This window comes from Pirellulales bacterium (assembly GCA_019636345.1).
Taxonomy (GTDB): Bacteria; Planctomycetota; Planctomycetia; order Pirellulales; family Lacipirellulaceae.
In genome coordinates, this window is the sequence record JAHBXQ010000002.1 from 223,741 (window position 1) to 245,891 (window position 22,151).

Annotated in this window: 14 protein-coding genes; 10 read left to right on the forward strand and 4 right to left on the reverse strand. The window is 67.2% G+C overall.

What is annotated here, in order from left to right; genetic code table 11:
• Nucleotides 1–6 precede the first annotated feature (6 nt).
• Nucleotides 7–981 (reverse strand): folate-binding protein YgfZ, encoded by a 975-nt coding sequence (locus KF688_04760; protein ID MBX3424971.1) that lies wholly within the window; start codon nt 979–981, stop codon nt 7–9.
• A 160-nt stretch (nt 982–1,141) separates the two neighbouring features.
• On the opposite strand from KF688_04760, the gene KF688_04765 reads away from it, so the two are divergent.
• From KF688_04765 to KF688_04800, 8 genes are all read left to right on the forward strand, one after another.
• The gene (locus KF688_04765) at nt 1,142–2,539 is read left to right on the forward strand and encodes a redoxin domain-containing protein (GenBank protein MBX3424972.1); all 1,398 of its coding nucleotides are present in this window, start codon (nt 1,142–1,144) and stop codon (nt 2,537–2,539) included.
• A gap of 471 nt (nt 2,540–3,010) precedes the next feature.
• Nucleotides 3,011–4,108 (forward strand): prepilin-type N-terminal cleavage/methylation domain-containing protein, encoded by a 1,098-nt coding sequence (locus tag KF688_04770; GenBank protein ID MBX3424973.1) that lies wholly within the window; start codon nt 3,011–3,013, stop codon nt 4,106–4,108.
• Nucleotides 4,105–5,247, forward strand: coding sequence for a prepilin-type N-terminal cleavage/methylation domain-containing protein (locus KF688_04775; GenBank protein MBX3424974.1), 1,143 nt, complete (start codon nt 4,105–4,107; stop codon nt 5,245–5,247). Before KF688_04770 ends, KF688_04775 begins: the two co-directional genes overlap by 4 nt.
• Nucleotides 5,248–5,274: 27 nt before the next feature.
• Complete coding sequence (locus tag KF688_04780; GenBank protein ID MBX3424975.1) at nt 5,275–6,744, forward strand: prepilin-type N-terminal cleavage/methylation domain-containing protein; 1,470 nt, start codon at nt 5,275–5,277, stop codon at nt 6,742–6,744.
• Between the two features lie 17 nt (nt 6,745–6,761).
• The gene (locus KF688_04785) at nt 6,762–8,147 is read left to right on the forward strand and encodes a hypothetical protein (protein ID MBX3424976.1); all 1,386 of its coding nucleotides are present in this window, start codon (nt 6,762–6,764) and stop codon (nt 8,145–8,147) included.
• 104 nt (nt 8,148–8,251) lie between these two features.
• Entirely contained in the window at nt 8,252–14,539 is a 6,288-nt protein-coding gene (locus tag KF688_04790) for a hypothetical protein (GenBank protein ID MBX3424977.1), read from the forward strand.
• A gap of 322 nt (nt 14,540–14,861) precedes the next feature.
• Nucleotides 14,862–16,640, forward strand: coding sequence for a hypothetical protein (locus KF688_04795; GenBank protein ID MBX3424978.1), 1,779 nt, complete (start codon nt 14,862–14,864; stop codon nt 16,638–16,640).
• An 80-nt stretch (nt 16,641–16,720) separates the two neighbouring features.
• Nucleotides 16,721–17,290 (forward strand): TlpA family protein disulfide reductase, encoded by a 570-nt coding sequence (locus KF688_04800; GenBank protein MBX3424979.1) that lies wholly within the window; start codon nt 16,721–16,723, stop codon nt 17,288–17,290.
• A 48-nt stretch (nt 17,291–17,338) separates the two neighbouring features.
• Here the strand turns inward: KF688_04800 and KF688_04805 are convergent, their stop codons facing one another.
• The 3 genes from KF688_04805 to KF688_04815 form a co-directional block, all read right to left on the reverse strand.
• Entirely contained in the window at nt 17,339–18,520 is a 1,182-nt protein-coding gene (locus tag KF688_04805; GenBank protein ID MBX3424980.1) for a transglutaminase domain-containing protein, read from the reverse strand.
• Between the two features lie 111 nt (nt 18,521–18,631).
• Nucleotides 18,632–18,985, reverse strand: a complete 354-nt coding sequence (locus KF688_04810; GenBank protein MBX3424981.1) for a DMT family protein — start codon at nt 18,983–18,985, stop codon at nt 18,632–18,634.
• A gap of 148 nt (nt 18,986–19,133) precedes the next feature.
• Nucleotides 19,134–19,973 carry a dienelactone hydrolase family protein gene (locus tag KF688_04815; protein MBX3424982.1) on the reverse strand — a complete coding sequence of 280 codons (840 nt, stop codon included), beginning with the start codon at nt 19,971–19,973 and terminating at the stop codon, nt 19,134–19,136.
• A gap of 270 nt (nt 19,974–20,243) precedes the next feature.
• Between KF688_04815 and KF688_04820 the strand changes: the two genes are divergently transcribed.
• Nucleotides 20,244–20,720, forward strand: coding sequence for a MarR family transcriptional regulator (locus tag KF688_04820; GenBank protein MBX3424983.1), 477 nt, complete (start codon nt 20,244–20,246; stop codon nt 20,718–20,720).
• Entirely contained in the window at nt 20,717–22,081 is a 1,365-nt protein-coding gene (locus KF688_04825) for an efflux RND transporter periplasmic adaptor subunit (GenBank protein MBX3424984.1), read from the forward strand. The genes KF688_04820 and KF688_04825 overlap by 4 nt, the downstream gene beginning before the upstream one ends.
• Nucleotides 22,082–22,151 lie beyond the last annotated feature (70 nt).

Genomic DNA, 22,151 nt, shown 5'->3' on the forward strand with positions numbered 1-22,151 from the left:
TGCCGCTCACTCGGGCGCGTCGCCCGGCGTCGCGATCACCTCGGCCAGCGCGGCGCCGCACTCCAAGCGGGCGCCCGGGACATGGGCCTCGCGACGGAGCATGGCCAGCCCGAGCGGCCTGCCGTAGCGAGGCGAGTCGCAGAGCGACGTGAGTCGCCCGACCGACTTGCCGCCGGCGTGCAACTCGTCGCCGACGGCGACGCCTGTCGTCCCCGCGGCGAACAGCACCGCCGCAAGGTGGCGATTGACGTGCCCCAGGGCGTCGATCCGGGCGACGGTCTCCTGACCCAGGTAGCACCCTTTGCGGAAGCTGATCGCAACCGAGTCGCGGCCGACTTCCTGCGGCAGGGCGTCAGGGCCGAAGTCGACGCCGAACAGCGGCCACCCGGCCTCGATCCGCAGGGCGTCCCAGACCGTGGCGGAGGCGAGCGTCGCGCCGCCGTCGCGCAGCGAGCGCTCGACGCACTCGGCGCGATCGCGCAAGGAGATCGCCAGCCACGACGGCAGCTCCCCCAGCGGGAACCGCTGCAGCGCCGCCTCCGCGCCGCCGATCGAGACGGTCCCGCATTGCCAGTCGGTTTGCGGGAGCGACGGCGTCCCCCCGGCGGCGCGGGCGACCGCGGCCTCGACTCCCGGGCCCCACAGGTGCCACGCCTGCGTCGTCGCCGTCGCGTCGACGAATTCGACCTGCTCGCGAATGCAGTACCGGTCGAGATGTGCGATCAACCCCAAGGCTTGGCCCGGAGCCGTGACGAGCCGGACCGCTTCGTCGCCGATCGCCGCGATCGCGTGGGCGAGCACCTTGCCCTTGACGTCGGTGAAGAACGTCTCGGCCCCCTGACCGGCCTGCAACGGCGCGAGGTCGTTCGTGCAGAACTTGTTGAGAAACGCTTGCCGATCGGCCCCGCGCACCTCGACGACAGACCATTCGGCCAGGGGAAAGAACTGGACGTCGCCGGTCGGAGGGGTCGCAGCAGTCATGGGGGCGGGCTTTGCTCGCTCTGGGGGGTGTGATACCGTGCGGGGACTTCGCCGCGGCAGGAGTCTCCGGCGGGATTATCGCGGACGGGACGCGCCTCGCCCAGTCCGCACCGGGGGCGAGCCCCGAGTCGAAGTTGCGGGCGTCTTGCGAGGAAATAGCATGAGTCGTTGGCGGCAATTCGGAGGGTTGGCGGTCGTGTGCGCCGCGTGTCCCTGGGCGGGCTGCAGCGGTCCGGTCGCGACGTCGCCCGTCGCCGAGAGGGGCATCCCAGCAGACGTGACCGCCGACGAGGTCGCCGAGCGACTGTTCGCCCGCTACAACCGCGCCCAAAGTTACGCCGACAGCGCCTCCTACGTTCAACACTACGTGGTGCGGGGCGAAGGGGTTGAGCGCGAGCGGCCGTTCTTCGAGTTGGCGCTCGCGCTTGCGCGCCCCAACCGGCTGCGGCTCACGTTGAAGGAGTCGATCAGCGAAGGGCCCGACCGGCAGTCGTACGACGTCGCGTGCGACGGCCGGCAACTGCGGGTCGCGGTGGCGGCGCTGCCGGACCAGATCCTTGTCGCCCCGGCGCCGGCCGAACTTGCGGGCGACAATTTCCTTCCCGATCCGCTCCTGCGCGACACCCTGTTGGCCCAATCGCTGGCGAACGTCTTTCCGCAACTCGCCATGATGTGGAACCGCTCGGAGGACGAACTGGTGTTCCCCGAGGACGGCGCCCCGCGGCTCCTTGCCTCGAAGTCGCTCGCCGGGCGGGTCTGCTACCGGCTCGAAACGACCAACCCGGCCGGGAAACGGGTCCTGTGGATCGACCAGGAGACCGACGCCCTGTTGCGGATGGAATTGCCCGTCGACGCCCAGAAAGGGGAACTCGACCCGGACAGCCAGTATATGGAGCACAGCGTCTGGATCGACTTCCGCGATCCCGCATTCGACGCCGACATCGACGATGCGACGTTCGTCCTGGAAGCGCCCGCCGAGGCGACGCTGGTGACCGCGCTGACGCCCCCCGTCCCCCCGGGGCCTTCGCCTGTGACCGGCCGGCTGGCGGCCGAGGCGGCATTTTATGACCCCCAGCGGAAGAAACGTGTGCTCGAAGACTATCAGGACAAGATCGTGGTTCTCGATTTCTGGCAGGTGGAGTGCCCCCCCTGCCGGCGCCAGGCCCAACTGATCGACGAAGTCCGGACCGCACTGGGGGAGGACTCGGGGGTCGAGTTCCTGGCGGTCAACGTCGACCGCGAAGACGCCCCCCGCGACTTGCTCGACCGGACCTGGAAGTCCTGGGGCGGAACGTTCGGCTGGCTGGCCGACGTCGACCGCCAGTCGCGCAAGACCTTCGCCGTCGAAGCGACGCCGACGCTGGTCGTGCTCGACCAAAAATCGCGCGTCCAGCTCTGGCGCCCGGGGCCGCTCGAGTCGGCCGACGAACTGCGGCAAGTGCTCGAGGACCTGCGAGCCGGCAAGGACTTGGCCGGCGAGGCCAGGGCGGCCCACGAGGCCCGGGTCGCCGAGCATCGCCGGACCGTCGACAGCCGCAAGTGGACGCCGCCTCAGTAGTCGCGGCGCGATGGCCGGTTCGCTGCTGAGGAAGCTCGCGTCAACCCGCGAAGCCGCAAATCCAGCCGCTGCACCGGGATGCGTGCTTGATGCGGATTGGGCCGCCGGTGTGCTACAATCGGTGCTGTCGCAAGGAGTTTGGACGACCCCCTCGGTCGGCGGGCCCGGGTGGCGCGCCGTTTGCCCTCTAACCCCGGCGGATCGCACGAATCCCGACGTTTTCCGCGGTTTTTTCGCGGGGACGTACGATTTTGCGCGGCAAGACGGGGCAATGGTCCCATCTTGCGACATTGGTCGATTCCCTCTGTGGAGGGGTCGTCGGCCCCTAATCCCAAAATGAGCACGGCAGCCAGTCGCGTTGGAATCCCCTCGGCGAACCCCCCGCGGCCTCCCCAGGCCTCGGGACGCCGGTTCTCCTGTCGACAGGCCCCGGCCGAGAGCGTGCGAATCCCCGCTTCAGGAGCAACGAGCATGGACAATTCAGAGCGGTCGTCGACAGGTCGGTCCTCGCGCCTCGCAGGGCTGATTCGCGACCCACGGTCAACCGTCGCCGAGGGCCGGCGCGGCTTCACGCTCACCGAGCTGCTGGTGGTGATCAGCATCATCGCGATCCTGGCGTCCCTGGGGACCTACGCCGCGGTCAACGGCCTGAAGGCGGCCAAGCGGGGGCGGATCACGATGGAGCTCAACCAGCTCTCGCAGTCCGTCGAGGATTTCAAGAACAAGTACGGGGCGTATCCTCCCAACGGCATGAACGACGGGAGCCGGAATTCGAAGAATCAGTACGTCAACCAAATCGTCGCCTCCGACTTCGCGCGGATGTTCAAGAAGGCGTTTCCGCGGCATCGCGAGGACCCCGAACTGATCGCCGGTCTGGCGGGGGCCAGCGGCAACGCCGCGCCGCAGGCGCTCGAGGGGGGGATGTCGGCTGGCGAGGCGGTCTACTTCTGGCTCGGCGGGTTCAGCGAGGACCCCGAGTATCCCATTTCCGGGCTAGGCGGACCTTCGTTCCGAATCGCGGACGCCGCCGGCGAAGTCCTAGAGAACCGCACGCCGCTGTACCCGTTCGAGCTTTCGCGGCTCGGCCCGCGTCGTGACAACGGCCGTTTCAACGACGAACGGGGCTTTGGCAGATACATCGTCTACGACGATCCCCGCACCGGGGACGAGCGCCGGATCAATCTCTGGCAGTATCTGCCGGCCGGGTCGCAGCAACCGTACGTGTATTTCGACGTCTCGCGGCACAAGCCGGCTGAGTATTCGCTCCCCGCGGCGCCCATGTCGGACGGCCAGGGGCGGTTGATCTATCCGCTGGTGAAGCTGCGCGAGGGGATCACGGCGATCAACGCGCCGGCGCAGGACATCGTGTTCGTCAACGGCGGCAAGTTTCAGATCCTGCACGCGGGGCTCGACGATGCGTGGGGGGACATGAGCGTCTCGACGATTCAGCAGTACGCCACGGCAGCGAACCTGTTCCTGGCCTTCCCGACCGGGCCGTTCACCGGCGACTTGGCGGACAATTTGACGAACTTCACGACCGGCACCCTTGAGGACTCGCAGGAAGAATGATCGCCGCAGCGGGATGCCTTCTGAGCGGGGTTCAGCGCAACGCCCGGCGTCGCGCGGCCGGCGGCGGTGCGTCCGGGCGGGGCGTGACCTTGGTCGAACTGCTGATCACGATCGCGATCCTGACGATCCTCGCCGCGGCGATCTACGGCGCCGCGGGCTCGGCGATGGAGTCGGCCCGTGCGGCCCGCACCAAAAGCACGATCGCCAAGATCCACGGCCTGCTCATGGAACGGTGGGAGTCGTACGAGACGCGGCGGCTGTCGTTGAACCCGGCGATCGTGCAGCAGATCAATCAGAACTTTCAGGGATTGGCGCGCAATCGCGTGATGTCCGATTTGCGGCTCCTCGCCCGTCGGGAACTGATGAAGCTCGAAATGCCGGACCGCTGGAGCGACGTGCTGAATGCGGGAGTGCCGACCGGAAACCCGAGCAGCGCCCCCGCGCCGACGACTTACTTTCTGTCGCAACCTTCGCCGCTGACTCAGTCCTACTACCGACGCTATTTGGCAACCGCCAATCGCGTCGATCGGGACACGTTGTTGGCGAACGAGGCCGCCGAGTGCCTGTTCATGACGATCATGTCCGCCACCGGCGACGGCGAAGCGAGAACGCTGTTCAGCGAACAGGACGTCGGCGACACCGACGGCGACGGCGCCCTGGAGTTCCTCGACGGCTGGGGGCAGCCGATTCGCTACATTCGCTGGCCGGCGGGGCATGTCGAGCGGTCGACGATCATGTCGGGCGATTGGGAGACCGACCACGATCCGTTCGACGTGTTTCGCCGCGATGCGTTGCCGAGCAGTCTGTCTGCGATTCCCTACGGCAATTACCCGACGACGGCAATGCAAAGATCCATGCAAGCGATTCAGAATCGCAACGCGCAGGCCGAGGCGGCGCTTGCCGGCACGCCTCGACAGTATTTGGGCGCCTTTCGTCTCGTGCCGCTCGTTTTCTCCGCCGGCCCTGATCGACGTACGGGTCTGGTCGTCGCGGTCGGATTTGCCGGGCCGACAGTCGCCGATCCGTACGCGCCGACGGACGTGGAACTCAACGGCGTGGCTTTGCAACTCGGCGCCGTTTACGACGAAGACGGGCAAATCGACAGCGACAAAGACAACATCTCCAATCACGACGGCTAACCTCCCACGACGATCATGAACGGCGGCATGTCAACGCGAACGGCGGCGCTCCCGCGGCGGGATGCGGTCGCGGTGCGCCCTGCGCGGGGGGCGGTTCGCGGGATGACGCTGATCGAGTTGTTGGTGGTCGTGGTGATCGTCACGACGCTGGTCGCGGGGGTCGTGCCGATCCTGTCGCCCAACAACGACGCGCGGAAGATTCGCGAGGGGGCCCGCAACCTCCACACGTTCATTGTCCGCACCCAGGCCGAGGCGGCCCGCACCGGCCGGCCGCACGGCATCGCGCTGCGCGAGACGGGCCCCGACAGCGGCTTCGCCTTGGAAGTCCACATGCTGGCCGAACCGGCGCCGTTTGCGGGGTTCACCGACTATTCGCGAGTCTACTTGCTCGCGATCGGCGGCGGCAATCAGATCGACGGGCTGCAGTTCATCGCGTTCGACCCTGTGTCGGGCGGTTACGCGGCTGAGCCGATGCCTCCGCAGATGTTGCGTCGCGGCGACGTCGTTGAGGTCGACGGCGCGTTTTATGAGATCACCGACGGCGATCGAGACGGAGACAACGTCGACGATACGGCCAGCAGCACCCCGTTCGTTCGCGGCGACTACTACACGGTTCCGGGCAATCCGGGCATGTTCCAGAAGAGCTTCTTCCGCTGCGAACCTGTCAGCCGTCCCGCGCCGTTGTTGCCGCTTGGCGAGCAATCGATCGTCGACGGCAACGGGGATTTTACATCCTGCGACCCGCTGAACAGCGGCACGCCGGCGCCCGCTTCGCCGCCGAAGGCGTACGTGATCCACCGGATGCCGGCTGCAACCTCGGCGCCGCCGCTCACCTTTCCGCGCGGGATCGGCATCGATTTGGTCGCCTCGGGGCTCGATCGCGTCGAGTTCGGCGTGGAGACGAATCCCCTGGTGACTTCGCCGTACGCCCTGCCTTCGCCCAATCCCCCCTCGCCGCAGTTCGGACGGATGTTGTCTCGCGCGACGACGAGGCGACAAGGGGGGACGAACCCTCCGCCCCGCCTTTTCCCCGGCGGGAACGTCGCGGGGAACGAACTGCGGGTGTCGATCATGTTCCGGCCCAACGCCGGCATCGAGTCGGTGCTCGTCAACGGCGAGGAGCAGCGCGGCTACACCAAGGCGTTCCTGCTGGTGGGGCGGATCGAGAACGCGGTCGCGGGCCTGCGCGGGGCGCAAGGGGCCGGGTATCCGGCCGTGCCGCCCGACCCGCCGGGGTCCGACTTCGGCAGCCTCGGCGCCGACGAGGACGAGTTCCGGCGGCTGCGGCGAGAACTCAACTGGCTCAACGCCGACAGCCGGTGGGTCGCCCTGGGGGCGCGCAACGGCCGGGCGATCGTCAGCGAGAATCGGTTCGTCGACCCGCGCGGAAGCACGGTCGACTTTGACAACGACGGAACCCAGTTGGAGCGCGATTACGACGACCAGATCGCCGCCGCCCACAGTTACGCCGCGGAATTGACGCGGTCGGATCAATAAGCCCTCTGCACTCAGCCATGCGCAAGCCCGTGGGACAACTCGAACGCCGCCTGCCTCGCCGATGCTTGGCCGGGCATGGCGTTTGCGCGGCCCCGCGCGGGCGCGCTCGGGGCGGCATCAGCTTGCTCGAGGTGCTGATCTCGATGTTCGTGCTGCTGTTCGGCCTGATGGGGGTCGCGGCCATGTTCCCGGTGGGGAACCACTACGCGGCCCAGGGCCAGCGGTTCGACCGCGCCGCGGCGGCCGCCCCCGCGGCGTTCGCCGAGCTGAAGACCCGCGGCTATCTGCGGCCGGAGAAGTGGTTGTATGCACCCCTGCCGCCGACGTTGGCCGGTCAAGTTCGCATTTCGGATCCACAGAATCAAATCTATCCCGTCATGCTTACCGGGCATCACGGTCCGAACTACACCGGGGAGTTCAACCTCCCTTACCCTGCCGCGATTAATCAACCCCACCCTGGGTTCGCTTACGTCCTCGATCCTTTAGGTGTTGCAGCAGTCGTTAATCCAAACCCGGCCGACGCAAACGCCGCTTACTTTCCGGGCAGCATGTTTGACACTTCGGGCAGCGTTACACATGAAGGCTATCCCAACGTAGCGAATCCTTGGAATTCTGGCGGTTTGGCTGGTCAGGAGTGGCCGATCCGTCGCATCACGATCGGTCAATTCGTACCTTCCGCATTGAGTCGCCCAATGCCTCGCACGATTGCCGAGACGACCGTTACGATCCGCGACGAGTTGAGCGTTGCGGTCCCCAAGAACGGCGACCTCCCCGGGCAGCAGTTGTGGAAGCTGGCCGATCCGAACGGAACCGAGAAGGACTTTTCCGACGACCTGCCGCTCGCTCGGCAGTACTCGGGCAATTACTCGTGGCTGGCGACGATCGCTCCGGCCAACACCGCGTCGGTGGTTGCGTTGCAGCCGGGGCATTCCGACTACGGGCTGCTGGCGTACGAGGTGTCGGTCGCCCTGTTCTCGCGCCGGGACGAGGTCCCGTCGCCGCAGAGCGAACGGGCGATCGCCGCCGAGATGACGATCGGCGGAGAACTGGTCGCGTATTCGCCGGGGTACTCGAACGACGACCTCGACGCCGTGAACAACGCCTTGAAGGACATTCGCGCCGGCCAATGGATCGCGGTCGCCGGGGTGCATGCGACGACGGGCAATTTCCTGCTGAAGTGGTACCGCATCCTGTCGCTCCAGGACGAGATCAGCGATACGACCGACGACCAGATCACGTTGTCAAACGGTTCCCGCGTTCTCGGCCGACGGCTGATGCTCGACGGGCCGGAGTGGCCGGTAAACTCGATGACCAACCTCCGCGCCATCCTCCTGCCGGGGGTGTTCGGCGTGACGACGCAGGCGCTGAAGATGGAGACCGATTCGGCCTGGACGGTCGAGTGACACGACGACCAGGCGCAGTCCCGATCCGGGACGCGACCGCTCGGGGGCGACGGTTCGCACTGTTTGCGGCAGGTGACGCGATGAACGGAACACGAGGCACGGCAATGACGACACGCACTGGGCGTCTCTCTGGCGGCAAGTCCCGACCGCGACGGTCGTTGCGCCGGCGGGGCGCGCTGCGGGCCGCGGCGGCGCGCCGGCGGGGCGTGCTGCTGCTGGTCGTGCTCAGCATGCTGGTGCTGTTTCTGCTGTTGGGGACCGCGTTCGTCGTCTCGACCAAGCAGGACGAGCGGACGATGAAGGCCCAGGCCGCGGCCGCCCGCGTGGCGACCGCCGCCGCCTCGGAAGGCAACCTGCTGGACGAGGTCCTCGCTCAACTGGTGCGCGACACCAAAAACGTCCACAGCAGCCTGCGCAGCCACTCGTTGCTGGCCGACATGTACGGCAACGACGGGTTCACGGCGACGCTCGGTCAATGGCCCGGCAATCCGCCGGCGCTGCCGGTCGATTGGGCCGGGGGGGACTACGCCCGCACCGGCGGGCAGTTGATCGATCTAGCGATTGCCATTAGCCAGACGATAACCCCGCCTGTAACCCCGCCTGTAACCCCGGCGATTCCGCCGAATCTGCCGTTGGCGTTTACGCAGTACGACAAGACCAATCCGACGACGCTGTCGCACCTCGACGACGCCTACGCGGGGCAGGTCCTGACGTTCCTCAACGGCAAGGCCGCGGGCATCAGCACGCGAATCGTGCGGTACGCCCCGGCCACGTACGACGACAACAACGGCGTCGTGCTGACCCCGCCGCGGCTGACGGTGCTGGAGTTCAAGCTGGCCGACGGCCGCAACCTAGCGACCGCGACGAACAACGGGGCGATCCCGCTGGGGGTCGCCCTGGCGCCTTCGGCCGATCTGCCGCTGCGGGTCTTGGTGAACGGCAAGCCGTTCAGCGGCACGGGGGTCGGGTACGCTCCGACCATGCCTGCGGATTACAACGGACCGCGTTTGGTAGCTGGCGTTCCGATCCAGGGGGTGAGAGTATTTCACCAACGCCCTGGGGCGCGTGGCGGGTTTTGGGAAGGCGATCCGCCGCTTGCATTGTTGCCGAATACTACGACCTTCGACGTGGGGTCTGTGGTCGTCAGGGCTCCCTCGGCCAGCGGGCCGGTTCCCACACCGTACATGGCGCCCGGCATGATCGACTACGCCGGTCGCGGGGGGGCGAACGAGTCGTACGATGCGCCCGATTTCCAGAACATGTTCCTGGCGGCGATGGATCTGCCGGGCAACGGGAGATTGCGCGAGTCGGTCGGTTTCAATAGCGCCGCTCTCAACGACATGGTCCTGCCGTCGTTCCATCGACCGGCGCTGCTCAATTACTGGAAGAATCAAGCGGCCACGAACAACCCGTTTGCGAGCAATCCGCTGCACTTGCGCAAAGTGCTGTTGCGACCCAATTGGCTGGATCACCCTAACTTTACGGGAAGCAATCCCGAGTACGATGCGGCGAAATCCGCGACTCCGCCAGCGACCGGCCACGCAAACGCGCTCAACCGCATGATCTACGGCCCGTGGGACGTCGACAACGATTTGGACGGGGTGCGGGACAGCGTCTGGGTCGACTTCGGCGTCCCGGTCATGCAGGGGATCGACGGCAAGCGGTACAAGGCCCTGGCCGCGATCCTGTGCCTCGACCTCGACGGCCGGGCGAACGTCAACGCCGCGGGGTCGCTCGATTTGGCGGGGGTCGGTTCGACGCCGCCGCGCGGGCGTCCTGTGGCAGGCGGGGGAACTTTGGACGACATGCCTCGCGGCACGGGTTTCGGACCGGCTGATTTTAGCCTGCAGCAAATCGTCGGCGGCGACTTCGAACGACTGCTCGTCGGCGATCGGGTGAACGTCAGCGGTCAGCCGACCGACTTCCCCGGTCGGTACGGGTATGACAACGTCGCGACCATGCCGAACAACAACGCCCGGCCCGGGTGGCCGACGCACATGGACCCGTTGGCCCAGGTGGCGCGGTACGGCTGGCCCGGCAACCCGCGCACGCAAGGCTTGGCCCCGGCCGGCAAGTTCGGCACGCTTCCCGATCTTTCGGCCCGGTACGCGATGGGGCTGAACGACCTGGGGCAACCGGTCTGGGGATCGACCTACGAGTGGGGGTCGCAGTACACGACGGTCGACTCGCCGTACGAACTCAATCTGTCGGAAGACGCCCCGGTCGGCACAAGCACCGCGGCGGCCGACGCCCCGTTCACGCTGTTCGAACTGGAGCGAGCGCTGCGGCTGTACGACGTCGACGCCGCGGGGCTGCCGGCGCGATTCACGGTGCTCGCCGGGATTCAAAACCCCGACGGCAGCGGCGATCCGTACGACCGTCAACGATTGACGACGATCAGCTACGACGTGCCGGCGCCGAGCGTCACGGTGCCGAAGCCGCTGCGACGCCTCATAGCCACACAACAACAGCTACAGAGCATTAGTTCTGAGTTGCAACTACGTACACCGCGAACACCCGCAGAATTGTTTGAGATTCGCGTGAGGTATGAGCTTAATGAACGAACGCCGCCTGTAGTCGGAAGTCCCTTTCCGCCATGGCCTGCCCCGTTGGACATGCAACAACAGCTTGAGGTACGAAAGGTGTTGCGGCGGATCGTCGCTCCCGAGTTGATGGCGGGGGGCAAGATCAATCTCAACCGTCCGCTCGGCAACGGGCTGGACGACAACGGCAACGGCGTGGTCGACGAACCGGGCGAAGACGTCGGCTTGCCCTACTTCGACAACAACGGCGACGGGCGGATCGACGGCGCCGACAGTATCGACCAGGCGTTTCGCAGTACGGTGTGGCCTGCCCGAGCGGCCAACTCCGTGCCGGCGTACGACGGTGCGGCCGACGGCATGATGATCGGATACCAGGGAGCCCAATTCGCGGGCGCTTACGACGTCAGTCCCAACGACGGCGTATCGCTGACGCCGGCCGATCCGCGGACGCTGCTGGCCCGGCACTTGTTCGTGCTCGCGCTCAACACGGCCGCGCCGGACGATTACGACCCGCGCACCAAGGCCAAGGACGCGGCGCTGGCTCGGCAGATCGCCCAATGGGCGATCAACGTCGTCGATTTCCGCGACGCCGACAACATCATGACGGCGTTCGAGTATGACGCGAATCCATTCGACGGCTGGGACGTAGATGGAGATCCAGGGACGCTCGACGTTTATGGTCCGAACGGTATTCCAGACGATCCAAGCCCTGGTAGCGACGATATTGGCGGGCTGGTGTGGGGCGCCGAGAGGCCGGAACTGATCGTCACCGAGCAGATGGCTTGGCACGATCGTCGGACCGAGGACACGCGGCTGGAAGACCCGAACCAGGGCGAAGACGCGGCCTATTACGACGCCCAGCAGGCGCTCCTCGATCCGAAGCGGTACGATCTCGATTACGACCAGTTGACCCGGCCGCAAGGGTTCTGGGCGATCGAGCTCTACAATCCGTGGGAGCCGAGCGCGGGGGCGCAAGGAGACACTCGCCTGACGAGCACGATGCGCCCCGGCGCGATGAGCGTGGCGCAACCGGGCAGGGATCTCGGGGTGAATCTTGCGGCAACGTCTGTGGCGAACGACCCGCGCAGGGCGACTCCGCGACCGTCGCCCGTGTGGCGGATCGTGAGTTACCGCGACGCGCTGCGGACCGATCCCGCGGGGCCGACGCTGCCGAAAGATCCCGATGCACAGCCGCCGCGCGGTCGAGACCAACTGCTGCGGCTGACCCAGCCGGATCGAAGCGTCTACTTCACGGGGACCGCGATCGGCGACCCTGGCTACGGCGACGACGGCGTGGCGTTTTTCAGCTCGGCGACCAACGAGAATCACAACCTGTGGGTGCGGCCGGTGCGTCCCGGGCGCTATACGGTGGTGACGTCAGGTTTTCGACTCCAGGGCGGGGGAGATACGGAGTTCGTCAACCACTTGGGGAATTTCGACGGGACGTCGAAGGAGCAAGGGCCCGGGCTGCGGTTCCGCGTCGGCACGGGCGGGCTGTTCGGACGACCGGACAATCGACCGATCGAGTGGTTGCGTAACGATCTGGTCGGTTCCCTTCGTTCCCCGACCGTGTCGGCTGCGTTGGATCTGCAAGGCTTCGAGACGGGCTGGCCGATGGCCGACGTGGCGATCATCGACAGTGTCGACGCCAATTCGGTGTACGACCCGAACCGCAATCAGCGCATCCCGATCACCCCCTCGGGCAACGCGATTCGTCGCCGGCTCACTCTGTCCGAGCCGGCGCTGGGCTACCAGCGCGGCGGCCGGTTCCGCGACATCGGCGGCAATCACGACACGCAGTGGGTCGACGCCGATCCGCAGATCAATACGGACAATCGGGTGACGGCTCGGGGCCGCTTTCCCTATCACCCCGAAGGGGAGTATCAGGACGGCAACGGCCAGAGCAAGCCGATCGACACGCCGCTCGACGATCCGACGATGCGGTACGACGGCGAGACCCGGCTGGCGACGCGCGGGCTGATCACGAATTACCAGTGGATCTACCTGCAGCGGCTTGCGAACCCGCTGTTGCCGTGGAACCCGGCGCCGGGGACCGTGTTCAATGCGGCCGGGGCCGACCAATACCGCAACGATATGGTCGTCAACCCGTATCTGACGATCGACGACAACTCGGCGAATCTGTTCGTCTTCAACGGCGTGAAGAACCAGAACAGCAACGACACTGGGGCCGGCGAGCAGTTCAACCCGACTTTCCAGCCGCCGAAGCACTCCAGCCAAAACGAGGCGGCCGTTGATTTTGCCAGCATGGAACGCGGTTGGAGCCAAGACCCGCAGCAGAATCGGCTCAACAACGTGCTGCAAAACGTGAATCCCTGGCTGAGCGAGAATCCCTGGGTGAACGGCCGACCGCGGGTGCGTCCCGGGGGGACCGCCCGCGTGGGGGCCGCCGCCGCCTCGCCGCCCCCCTTCCGCGGCAAGCCGCGGTGGTCGATGGGCTACCTCAATGAAAGTTTCGATCGCGACGACAACGGCAACGGCGTGGTCCCTGATCAGCCGTTCCCGATGATGGCTTGGAACAACCGGCCGTACCAAAGCGAGGCCGAGTTGATGCTCGTCCCCGCGCAGCGCTCGTCGCAATTGCTGCGGTCGACCGGGGTGGTCGACACGGCGAGCACGGCCCGCACCGATCAGGCTTGGCCGTACGCCGCCGCGATGCCGATTCCGATCAGCCGGTACACGCGGGCCGACCAGCCGAACAAGTACGGCTTCGGCTACACGCTCAACTTCTTCTATGAAGGCCAGGGGGGCGGGATCGACCCGGCGACGGCGCCCACGCCGCCGGCGAACACGACGTTTGCGCCGACGGGCATGTCGGCGGTGCTGGACTTGGTCGAGGTGAAATCGGAATTCGCGGGGACCGACACGTGGCTCAACCCGCAGAAGTTCAGCGTTGCCAACCCTCAGGCGACCCCGTCTTACGACGACGTGATCGTGCGGTTCATGGCGCCGAACAACTCCGTCTCCAATCAGCGGGAGCCGGGGAAGATCAATCTCAATACGATCAACAGTCCGGAGGTTTACGCGGGGCTGTTTCACGATTCGCCAGATAACGTGAACGCCGTGACGCCGGCGGCGCGGGGTCACGCTCGACCCCGGTGGCGCGACGATCAGGCGGCCAACCGGGCAAGTCCGAACGTCGATACGCCGTTTACGTCGTCTCGTCGCGGTTACCAGACTGCAACGGCGTCTCGACAGCCATTTGCGTTCGACCCGAACGTGCCGACGTTCTTTGCCAATCCGTTCCGCAGCGCCAACGCGGGAGATCTCGTCCCCTTGGTGCAGATGGTTCGGCCGGCAGGGGTCGACGCAGGTCTGGCGCGCAGCCGGAACGTGCCGATCGTCTCCAACGCGGGCGGAGGTTTGTTGACGAACTTGCTCGACGGGACCAACAGTCCGCTCAAGCCGGTCGGCAATCCGCTGTTCGCGAGCACGACGTCGGCCAACCCGATTCCTGCCCTCGACGGGACGCGAAGCTCCTACTTTTTCGCCAAACCGGCGAGCCGCGTGGCGAGCATGACGACCAACCGCAGCAATTGCTATGCGGTGTGGGTGACGATCGGGTTCTTCGAGGTCGACGAGGCGCCGACGTTGGCGCAGTTTGTTTCCAGCAACGGTCTGGGCAACCTGCCGATCGAGGAGCGGACGGCGCATTACCTCCGCGTCTACCCCGACGGCGTGCAGTTCGGTCGCGAAATCGGCCTGGATACGGGCGAGGTGCGGCGGCTGCGCGGGTTTTACGTCATCGATCGGAGCCGGCCCGCGGCGTTCGAGCCGGGGGTCGATCATAACGTCGAGAACGTCGTGCGGCTCAAACGGCGGATCGAATGAGCGTGAAACAGGGGACAGGCACGTTCGCTAGGCTTTGTCCCCTACAAAATGAGCGGCGGGCGCTCGCCCCCGATGAAGCTCGATCGAGGTCTCGGCGGCAGGTCACCGGCGGCCAGCGCCGTCCGTTCAGGGTTGGGGGACAAAGCCGGGCCGTCGGAAATGCCGGTTGGAGAGCCTCGGGCTGCGGAAACCGCGGGTCCCGGGGGGCGAAAACGTTTGACAGGTTCGCAGAACGCTGAGAAAGATAGAAGTTACCGGAACACCAGGAATCGGCGCGGGGGCTCCCTGTGCGCCCGTTCCCTAGAGGCTATGAGGCGTCATGATGCGTAAGTTGTTCGCTCCCCTGCCGGCCGTCGCGTTGGTCGTTGCGCTCCTCGGATTGACTCCGCTGGTCTCCCGCGCCGCCGTGTTGGGCCAAGGAGACGTGCTGCCCGATCCGCTGGGCGATTTGCTCGACGTCGTCGACGGCGGTTCACTTGCCGAATTGATCGTCGGCGGGACCGGTCAGTTTATCGACGGGACCGACGCCGGCGTGCTGACGATCGACGCCCCCACGTTCACCGATCCGCTGGAAGTGACCGGCGACGCCACGATCGGCGGCGAGGAGTTTAGCTTAGGACAGGTGATTATCGGCGGGCTCAATTCGCAATTGAGCGTCGACGGCGTTCTGCGCGTCGGCGAAGGGGGACAAGGGTTCTTGGAGATCAGCACCGGGGCCCGGGTGATCTCGAACTTCAGTTCCAACCCGGGGCAAATTACTTCCCCGGACTTGATCATGGGCGAGCTCGAAGGCGCCCAAGGGTTCATCCTCATCGACGGTTTCGCGTCGTCGCTCGTCTCCGACAACATGTGGATCGGCAACGAGGGGAGCGGGTACATCGGGCTCGCTAACCGGGCCCGCATGGGCACCTCGGAGACGGCGCGGCTCGGGGTCGAAGACATCGGCGAGGGCTACGTGCTGGTCCAAGGTCTCGGCAGCCGGTGGAACGTCGGCGACGGCCCCAATTTCCCCGGCGATCCGGCGCTGGCGAATCTTGACATCGGTTACGCCGGGCGCGGCGGGGTCGAGATGCTCGAACAGGGAGTGATTCGGGTCGAGAACAACGCGACCCTCGGAGTGCTCACGAATTCCTATGGCGAAGCGTACGTCAGCGGCCAGGGTTCGCAGTTCTGGGTGCTGAACAACCTGACCGTCGGGGTCGCCGGCGCCGGCGTGTTGCGAGTCGCCGATCGGGGGCTCGCGCGCGTCGACGGCGTCATGACCGTCAATGCGGTCAGCTTCGTCAACATGGCCGGCGGGACGGTGCGGGTTGATTCGGGCCTCGGCACGATCGCCAACGCCGGCGTCATCCGCGGCGACGGGCGGATCGAAGGGAGCATCGCCAACGGCATCGGCGGCGAATTGCGGGCCGCGAGCTTGCCCGGGTACGTCCGCGAGAAGCTGCTCGTGACCGGCGACGTGACCGGCGGGGTGATCGAGGCCTTCGGCGGCGAGATCGAGATCCAAGGCGCGCTGACCAGTCCCACGGAAATTCGCATCAACAACGGCATCGTCCGCGTTGGCGGGGTGTTCACCGCGGGGGCGGCGGTCGACTTCACCCTGTCCAGCGACCCGGCCGCGATCTTCGCCGCCAGCACGTCCCTGTCGGGCGATTTGACCGTCAACTTCGGCAGCGGGTTCAACCCGAGCGCGACCGAAACCTTCACGCTGATTTCGGGCGGCCCGGTGAGCGGCACGTTCGCCAGCGAGAACCTGCCGACCGGCTGGAACGTGTACTACCTGCCGACGAGCGTCGTGTTGCAAAACGCGGCGCTGCCGCCGATCTTCGCGGCGGCCGACTTCAACGAGGACGGGTTCGTCGACGGGACCGACCTGAGCCTGTGGCAGGCCGGGTACGGCACGGGGTCGGGAGCGGCGCACGGCGACGGCGACGCCAACACCGACGGCGCGGTCAACGGGACCGACTTTCTCACGTGGCAGCGGCAGTTCGGGTCGGGTGCGCCGGCGGCGCCGCTGGTGGCGGCCGTGCCCGAGCCGGCGACGCTGACCCTGGCCGTGCTGGCCGGGTTGGGACTCGCGGCTCGTCGCCGGGCGAAGTAGATTGCAGGGCGGATCGCCCGAGGTCCGCGGCGCTGGCGGCGGGATCGAGCGGCCATCGGCCCCGGCAGGAACCGCCCGTCATGCAGTCCGCACCGCACGTCGAATCGTCTCCCCGCAACCGGCGGCGGAGCGTGTGGGTCGACTTCGCCCCGTTCGGGGCGATCGCGCTGGTGCTGGCGATGATCGTGCTGGGGGGCCGCGCCGCCGACCGGCCGCCGATTGCCAAGGGGACCCCGCTGCCGCCGATCGACGCGGCCGGGTGGCTCAATTTGCCCGCGGGGAAGTCGTTCGACCCGACCGGCCGGGTGGCGGTCGTCGACTGCTGGGCGACGTGGTGCGCCCCGTGCCGGGCGGCGCTGCCGGAGTTGGCGCGGATCGCCCGCAAGTACCGGCCGCTGGGGGTCGAGTTCGTCGGCCTGACCCGCGAGACGGAGCGCGACGTCGACGTGATCCGCCGAGTGATCGGCGAGACCGCCGGGTTCGACTGGCCGGTGGGGTACGGCGTCGAACGATTCTACCGCGAGTTGAACGTCGAGTTCCTGCCGACGTTGATCGTGTTCGATCGCGACGGCAAGGCGACGTACTCGCACGCGGGGACGGGCGGCGAGGCGGCGCTGGAGGCGGCGCTCGACGCGGCGCTGGCGCGGTGAGCAGATGCGGTTGCGCCGTCGGCCCGAAAACGTCGAACTGACGAAGCGCTAGAGCGGCTCGCGGACGTAGCGGACCTTGGGCTTCGCCCCGCCGGGCGCCGCGGGCAATCCGGTGAGGAAGTCGGTCGCGTAGCGGAGCCGGTCGCGAGGCCGTTCGGGGACCTGGAAGTTGTCTCCCTTTTGCAGGATCACCCGGGCGATCCGCATCTCGCCGAACGCGGGCGTGCCGGCCGTTTCGACGGGGAACCAGTAGCCGTCGCCCTGGTCGTCGACGAGGTAGAACTCGGCGTACTGGTGCTCGTGGACCCACACCAGCCGGGCCGGGACCTTGACGTGCCGACACATGGCGACGAACAGGGCGCCGATCGCCTGGCAGTCCCCCTCCTCGTCTTGCAGGGCCTGGACGGAGGACTTGTCCTCGCCCTCCTTGTACTTGATTTTGTCGATCACGAAGTCGTAGATCGCCTCGACCCGGCGCCAGTCGGTGGGTTCGGCCGGTTCGTAGGCGGGGTCGGCGGCGCTGGCGTCGGCGTCTGCGCTGCCTGCGACGATCGCTTCGGCGTCGTCCGCGGTCGGGCTCTCTACAGTGCCGGCATCGGCGGAATCGGTTGGCTTGGCTTCGTCGGGCGCGGCTTGAGCTTGCTGCTCGGCCGGATTGTCGGACGAGTCGTCCTCCGGTTCGTCGGCGAGTTCCGCTTCGAGCGCCTTGAACGCCTCGGCGACCGCTTTGCGGATCTTGGGGTGGCGGGGATCGATGTAGGGGCTGTTGCCCAGGTACGCCTTGAGGCGGATGTCGGGGCGTTTGGGAATCGCCAACAGCGACGGGTCCTCCGGCGGAAGGACCGTGCGGGTCTCGACCTCGTAGGTGACGACGGCCCGCGCTTCGGCGCCGGCGTTGAGATAGGGGATCGTGACGAGCATCTGCCGGCATCCCTCGCCCCGGAGCAGGCGGTACTGCAGCGTCTCGACGTCCGGGGTGACGTCTTCCTCGACGATCTGGACCGATTGCTCGGGGCACTCGAGCGGCGTGGCGACCATCGCCTTGACGTTGCGAACCGCGCCCCCGCCGGCGGTGACGATGGCGCCCGTGCGATAGCGGATGATCGTCGCCGGGCCGAACCGCGGCGCCGCGAGCGAGGGGGCGGCCAGGTCGGCGGCCGGTTCGTCAGCGGCGCGCGCGGCCAACGGCAGGGCGCAGACCGACGCGACGGCGAGTGCGTAGCGAAGCATGGGCGACGACAGAGCGGAGGGCGAGAAGGCCGCCGCGACGAGGGCGACCGTACTGCCATTATAGCTTGCCCAAGCGGCCGATTCCGGCCGGCGCACGAGGGGGGCGCCCGCTCAGGCGGCTGCCGGTCCGCGGAAGACGAAGTAGACCGCCCCGCACAGGCAGAGCGCCGCCCACAGGAAGTCGAGCCGCAGCGGCTGCTTCATGTACAGAATCGCAAACGGCACGAAGACGGCCAGGGTGATCGCCTCCTGCATGATCTTGAGCTGCCCGAGCGAGAGTTCCGTGTACCCGATGCGGTTCGCGGGAACCTGAATGGCGTACTCGAACAGCGCGATCAGCCAACTGATCGCCGCCGCGATGAACCACGGCTTCGCGCGGAGATCCTTGAGGTGAGCGTACCAAGCGAACGTCATGAAGACGTTCGAGGCGACGAGCATCGCGGAGGTAATGGCGAGGGTGCGCATAGGGCAAGCCGGCTCATTCGATTGCCAGGCGCACAGGAGCCCGGAGCAACCAGGGAAGACACGCAAGCGACGGGGCTGCAGAGCGACGCGGGACAGACCGCGAAATTCTAGGCCAGTGCGTCCGGCCGTGCAGCGGCGGTTTTGTCGGCTAGTGGTCCGCCGGCGCCGCTGGCTTGGCGGCGAGCAATTCCCGCCACCGCTTCCACCCGTCGAGCCGGGCCTGCTTGTTGGCGGCGTCCCCGGCGGGGTCTTCGCCGGCTCGCATGAAGCCGTGCCCGGCCCCGTTGTAGATCACCGGCTCGTAGGTCTTGCCGGCGGCGGCCATGAGCTTTTTCGAGGCTTCGATCGTCGAGTTGACGCGGTTGTCGTTTTCGCCGTAGAAGCCGTACACGGGGCAGGCGATGCGGGCGATCGCCTCGGCGTCGGCGGGGCCGCTGCCGTAAAAGACGCACGCCGCGGCCAACTTGTCGTTATGCGTCGCGTAACGAAACGACTGGGTTCCGCCCCAGCAGAACCCGGCCACCGAGACGGCGCCGGTGCATGCAGGCAACTTGGCGACGTACTTGGCCGCGGCGTCGAGATCGGCGTCGATCTGATCCGTCGGCAGGCGACCGATGACGCGGCGGACCCCGTCCCCTCCCCCTAACGAGTCGGTCCCCCCGCCGTTCGGCCCGGCCCCGCTCAGCAGGTCGGGGGCAATGGAGATGAACCCCGCCTCGGCCAGTTGGTCGGCCACGCCGCGGACCCAGTCGGTCAGGCCGAAGATCTCGTGGATGACGACCACGGCCGGGGCTTTCTCGGCCCGTTCGGGGTAGGCGACAAAGCAGGCCACCTTGCGGTCGCCGTGGGTCACGTCCGCCCATTCCAGGTGCCGAGGGGACTGTTCAAGCCGCTCCGCCGCCCACGGCTGGGCCGCTGTCGGCGAAGCGGCTGCAAGCAAAGCAGCCCAGCAGATCGTCCAAGCGGCGTTGCGGCTCACAGCGGTCATCGCGAGTTCTTTCTCGTACAGAGGGACATGTCAGGAGGGCGAAGGCGAGATTGTCGCAGCGGGTGAAAGGCCCCAGTATACCGGTCTGGCTGGCAGAGTCGGGCGGCGGCCGCCCGCCTTGCCGTTGCCAGCGGGGGCTATTTCACACAATCGCCGGGGAACCCGCGTTGCCTTTCCTGGGCCGGGTGGGGAGAATAGTTAACATATTAACGAATTGTGCGGTCCCCCCTTGGGATGCCTGACCGGCGCTTCCCCTCTGGAGGCTCTACGGTGCTCGACTACGACTTTGAGAACAGCCTCGGGTTTTGGCTGGTCGGGGCCCATCATGCGTACATCCGGGCGTTCCACGAGCGGTTGGGGCCCCATGGGATCACCTTCCGGCAGGCGCAGGTCTTGGGGTGGCTCGCTCTGGAGGGCCCGCTCCCCCAGGCCGAACTCGCCGCCCGGATGATGATCGAACCTGCCAGCCTAGTCGGGGTCCTGAACCGCATGGAGCGGGACGGCTGGATCGAACGGCGCGAGTGCTGCCACGACGGTCGCAAGAAGCTGGTCACGCTGTTGCCGGCGGCGTGCCGCGTTTGGGAGACGATTGCCGAAGTGGGTCGTGAGATGCGGCGCCGGGCGTCGGCAGGATTGTCGCCCGCGGAGCTGGCGACGCTCCGCGAGTTGCTTGGCCGGGTCCAGCGCAACGTCCAGCCCTCGCTGCCGGCGGCTGATGCAACGGCCGCCCGCGGAGCGGCGTCATGACCGCCACGAACAGAGAGATCGACATCATGCAGTTACGCACACGACGGGCAAGCGCCGCGGTCGCGGGGGCGCTGGCGGCGGTTCACTTGGCGGCGGTTCCGATCGCAGCACAGGGACCGCCGGGCGCGATGCCCCCGTCGCCGGTGGTGGCGTTCGAGCTGATCCAGGAAGAGGTCGTCGCCGGGCAGACCTTCGTCGGCACGATCATGCCGCTCAAGCGGGCGACGATCGGCAGCGCCGTGGCCGGGCGGGTGATCGAGTTTCCCCGCAAGGCGGGCGAACGGGTCGCCAGCGGCGAGAAGTTGGCCCGACTGCTGACGCAAACGATCGAGTTGGAAACGGCCGCGGCGGAGCAGGAATTGAAATTTCGCGAGGCGCAGCTTGACGAGCTGAACAACGGCACGCGCCCCGAAGAGCTCGAACAGCGGCGTGCGGAGCGCGACGGCGCAGCGGCCCGCGAGGCGTTTCTCAGCGCCCGGCGAGCCCGGCTTGACCGAGCCCGCAACTCCGGCCCTGGGGCGATCACCGACGATCAGTACGAAGAGGCTCGTTCGGCCGAGATCGAGGCTCACGAGGTCTTCCTGTCGGCCTCGGCGGCGTACGAGTTGGCCAAGGCAGGCCCGCGGAAAGAGCTGATCGCCCAAGCCGCTGCGCAGGTGGCGATGCAGAAGGCGGTCGTCGAGCGGCTCCACGACCAGATCACCAAGCACACGATGATCTCGCGGTTCGACGGATATGTCGTCGCCGAATTCACCGAGGAGGGCGCCTGGGTGAACGCGGGCGACCCGGTGGCCGAGGTCGCGGCGCTCGACGAGGTCGACGTCGAGGTGCAGGTCGTCGAGCAGGCAGTCCCGTTCGTGCGAATTGGCGAGGTCGTGCGGGTGGACATTCCGTCGTTGCCCGAGCGGATCTTCGAGGGGACCGTGGCTCAGGTCGTGCCGCAGGCCGACATTCGCTCGCGCACGTTCCCGGTGAAGATTCGCGTGAAGAACGAAATTACTCGGGACGGTCCGCTGCTGAAGGCGGGAATGTACGCCCGCGCTGCGCTGCCCGCGGGAGTGCGTCAGCAGGCGATCCTGGTCCCCAAGGACGCAATCGTCCTGGGGGGCGGAGCGCCGATGCTATACGTGATTCAACAAGGGGCCCCAGCGGGGCCCGGAGCGGCGCCCGCGGCCGAAGCGGGTCCTTCGGCGACGACCGTGGTTCCCGTTCCCGTTCAACTGGGGGTGAGCCGCGGGCCGCTTATCCAGGTGATCGGCGAGCTTCGACCGGGGCAACTGGTCGTCATCCAGGGGAACGAACGCCTGCGTCCCGGGCAAGCGGTGAGCGTCGCACAGATTGCCAAGGGTTACGCCGAGTAGACGCGGGCCGGTCGTGACAAGACAACTCCCGGCAACCGCGGTCCTTGGCGGCATTCGCTTGAGATCCCGA

Coding starts and splice junctions, on each gene's coding strand:
- KF688_04795 (MBX3424978.1), top strand. CDS start 14,862: ATGCGTAAGTTGTTCGCTCCCCTGCCGGCCGTCGCGTTGGTCGTTGCG.
- KF688_04810 (MBX3424981.1), bottom strand. CDS start 18,985: ATGCGCACCCTCGCCATTACCTCCGCGATGCTCGTCGCCTCGAACGTC.
- KF688_04785 (MBX3424976.1), top strand. CDS start 6,762: ATGCGCAAGCCCGTGGGACAACTCGAACGCCGCCTGCCTCGCCGATGC.
- KF688_04770 (MBX3424973.1), top strand. CDS start 3,011: ATGGACAATTCAGAGCGGTCGTCGACAGGTCGGTCCTCGCGCCTCGCA.
- KF688_04760 (MBX3424971.1), bottom strand. CDS start 981: ATGACTGCTGCGACCCCTCCGACCGGCGACGTCCAGTTCTTTCCCCTG.
- KF688_04805 (MBX3424980.1), bottom strand. CDS start 18,520: ATGCTTCGCTACGCACTCGCCGTCGCGTCGGTCTGCGCCCTGCCGTTG.
- KF688_04790 (MBX3424977.1), top strand. CDS start 8,252: ATGACGACACGCACTGGGCGTCTCTCTGGCGGCAAGTCCCGACCGCGA.
- KF688_04765 (MBX3424972.1), top strand. CDS start 1,142: ATGAGTCGTTGGCGGCAATTCGGAGGGTTGGCGGTCGTGTGCGCCGCG.
- KF688_04800 (MBX3424979.1), top strand. CDS start 16,721: ATGCAGTCCGCACCGCACGTCGAATCGTCTCCCCGCAACCGGCGGCGG.
- KF688_04825 (MBX3424984.1), top strand. CDS start 20,717: ATGACCGCCACGAACAGAGAGATCGACATCATGCAGTTACGCACACGA.
- KF688_04775 (MBX3424974.1), top strand. CDS start 4,105: ATGATCGCCGCAGCGGGATGCCTTCTGAGCGGGGTTCAGCGCAACGCC.
- KF688_04815 (MBX3424982.1), bottom strand. CDS start 19,973: ATGACCGCTGTGAGCCGCAACGCCGCTTGGACGATCTGCTGGGCTGCT.
- KF688_04780 (MBX3424975.1), top strand. CDS start 5,275: ATGTCAACGCGAACGGCGGCGCTCCCGCGGCGGGATGCGGTCGCGGTG.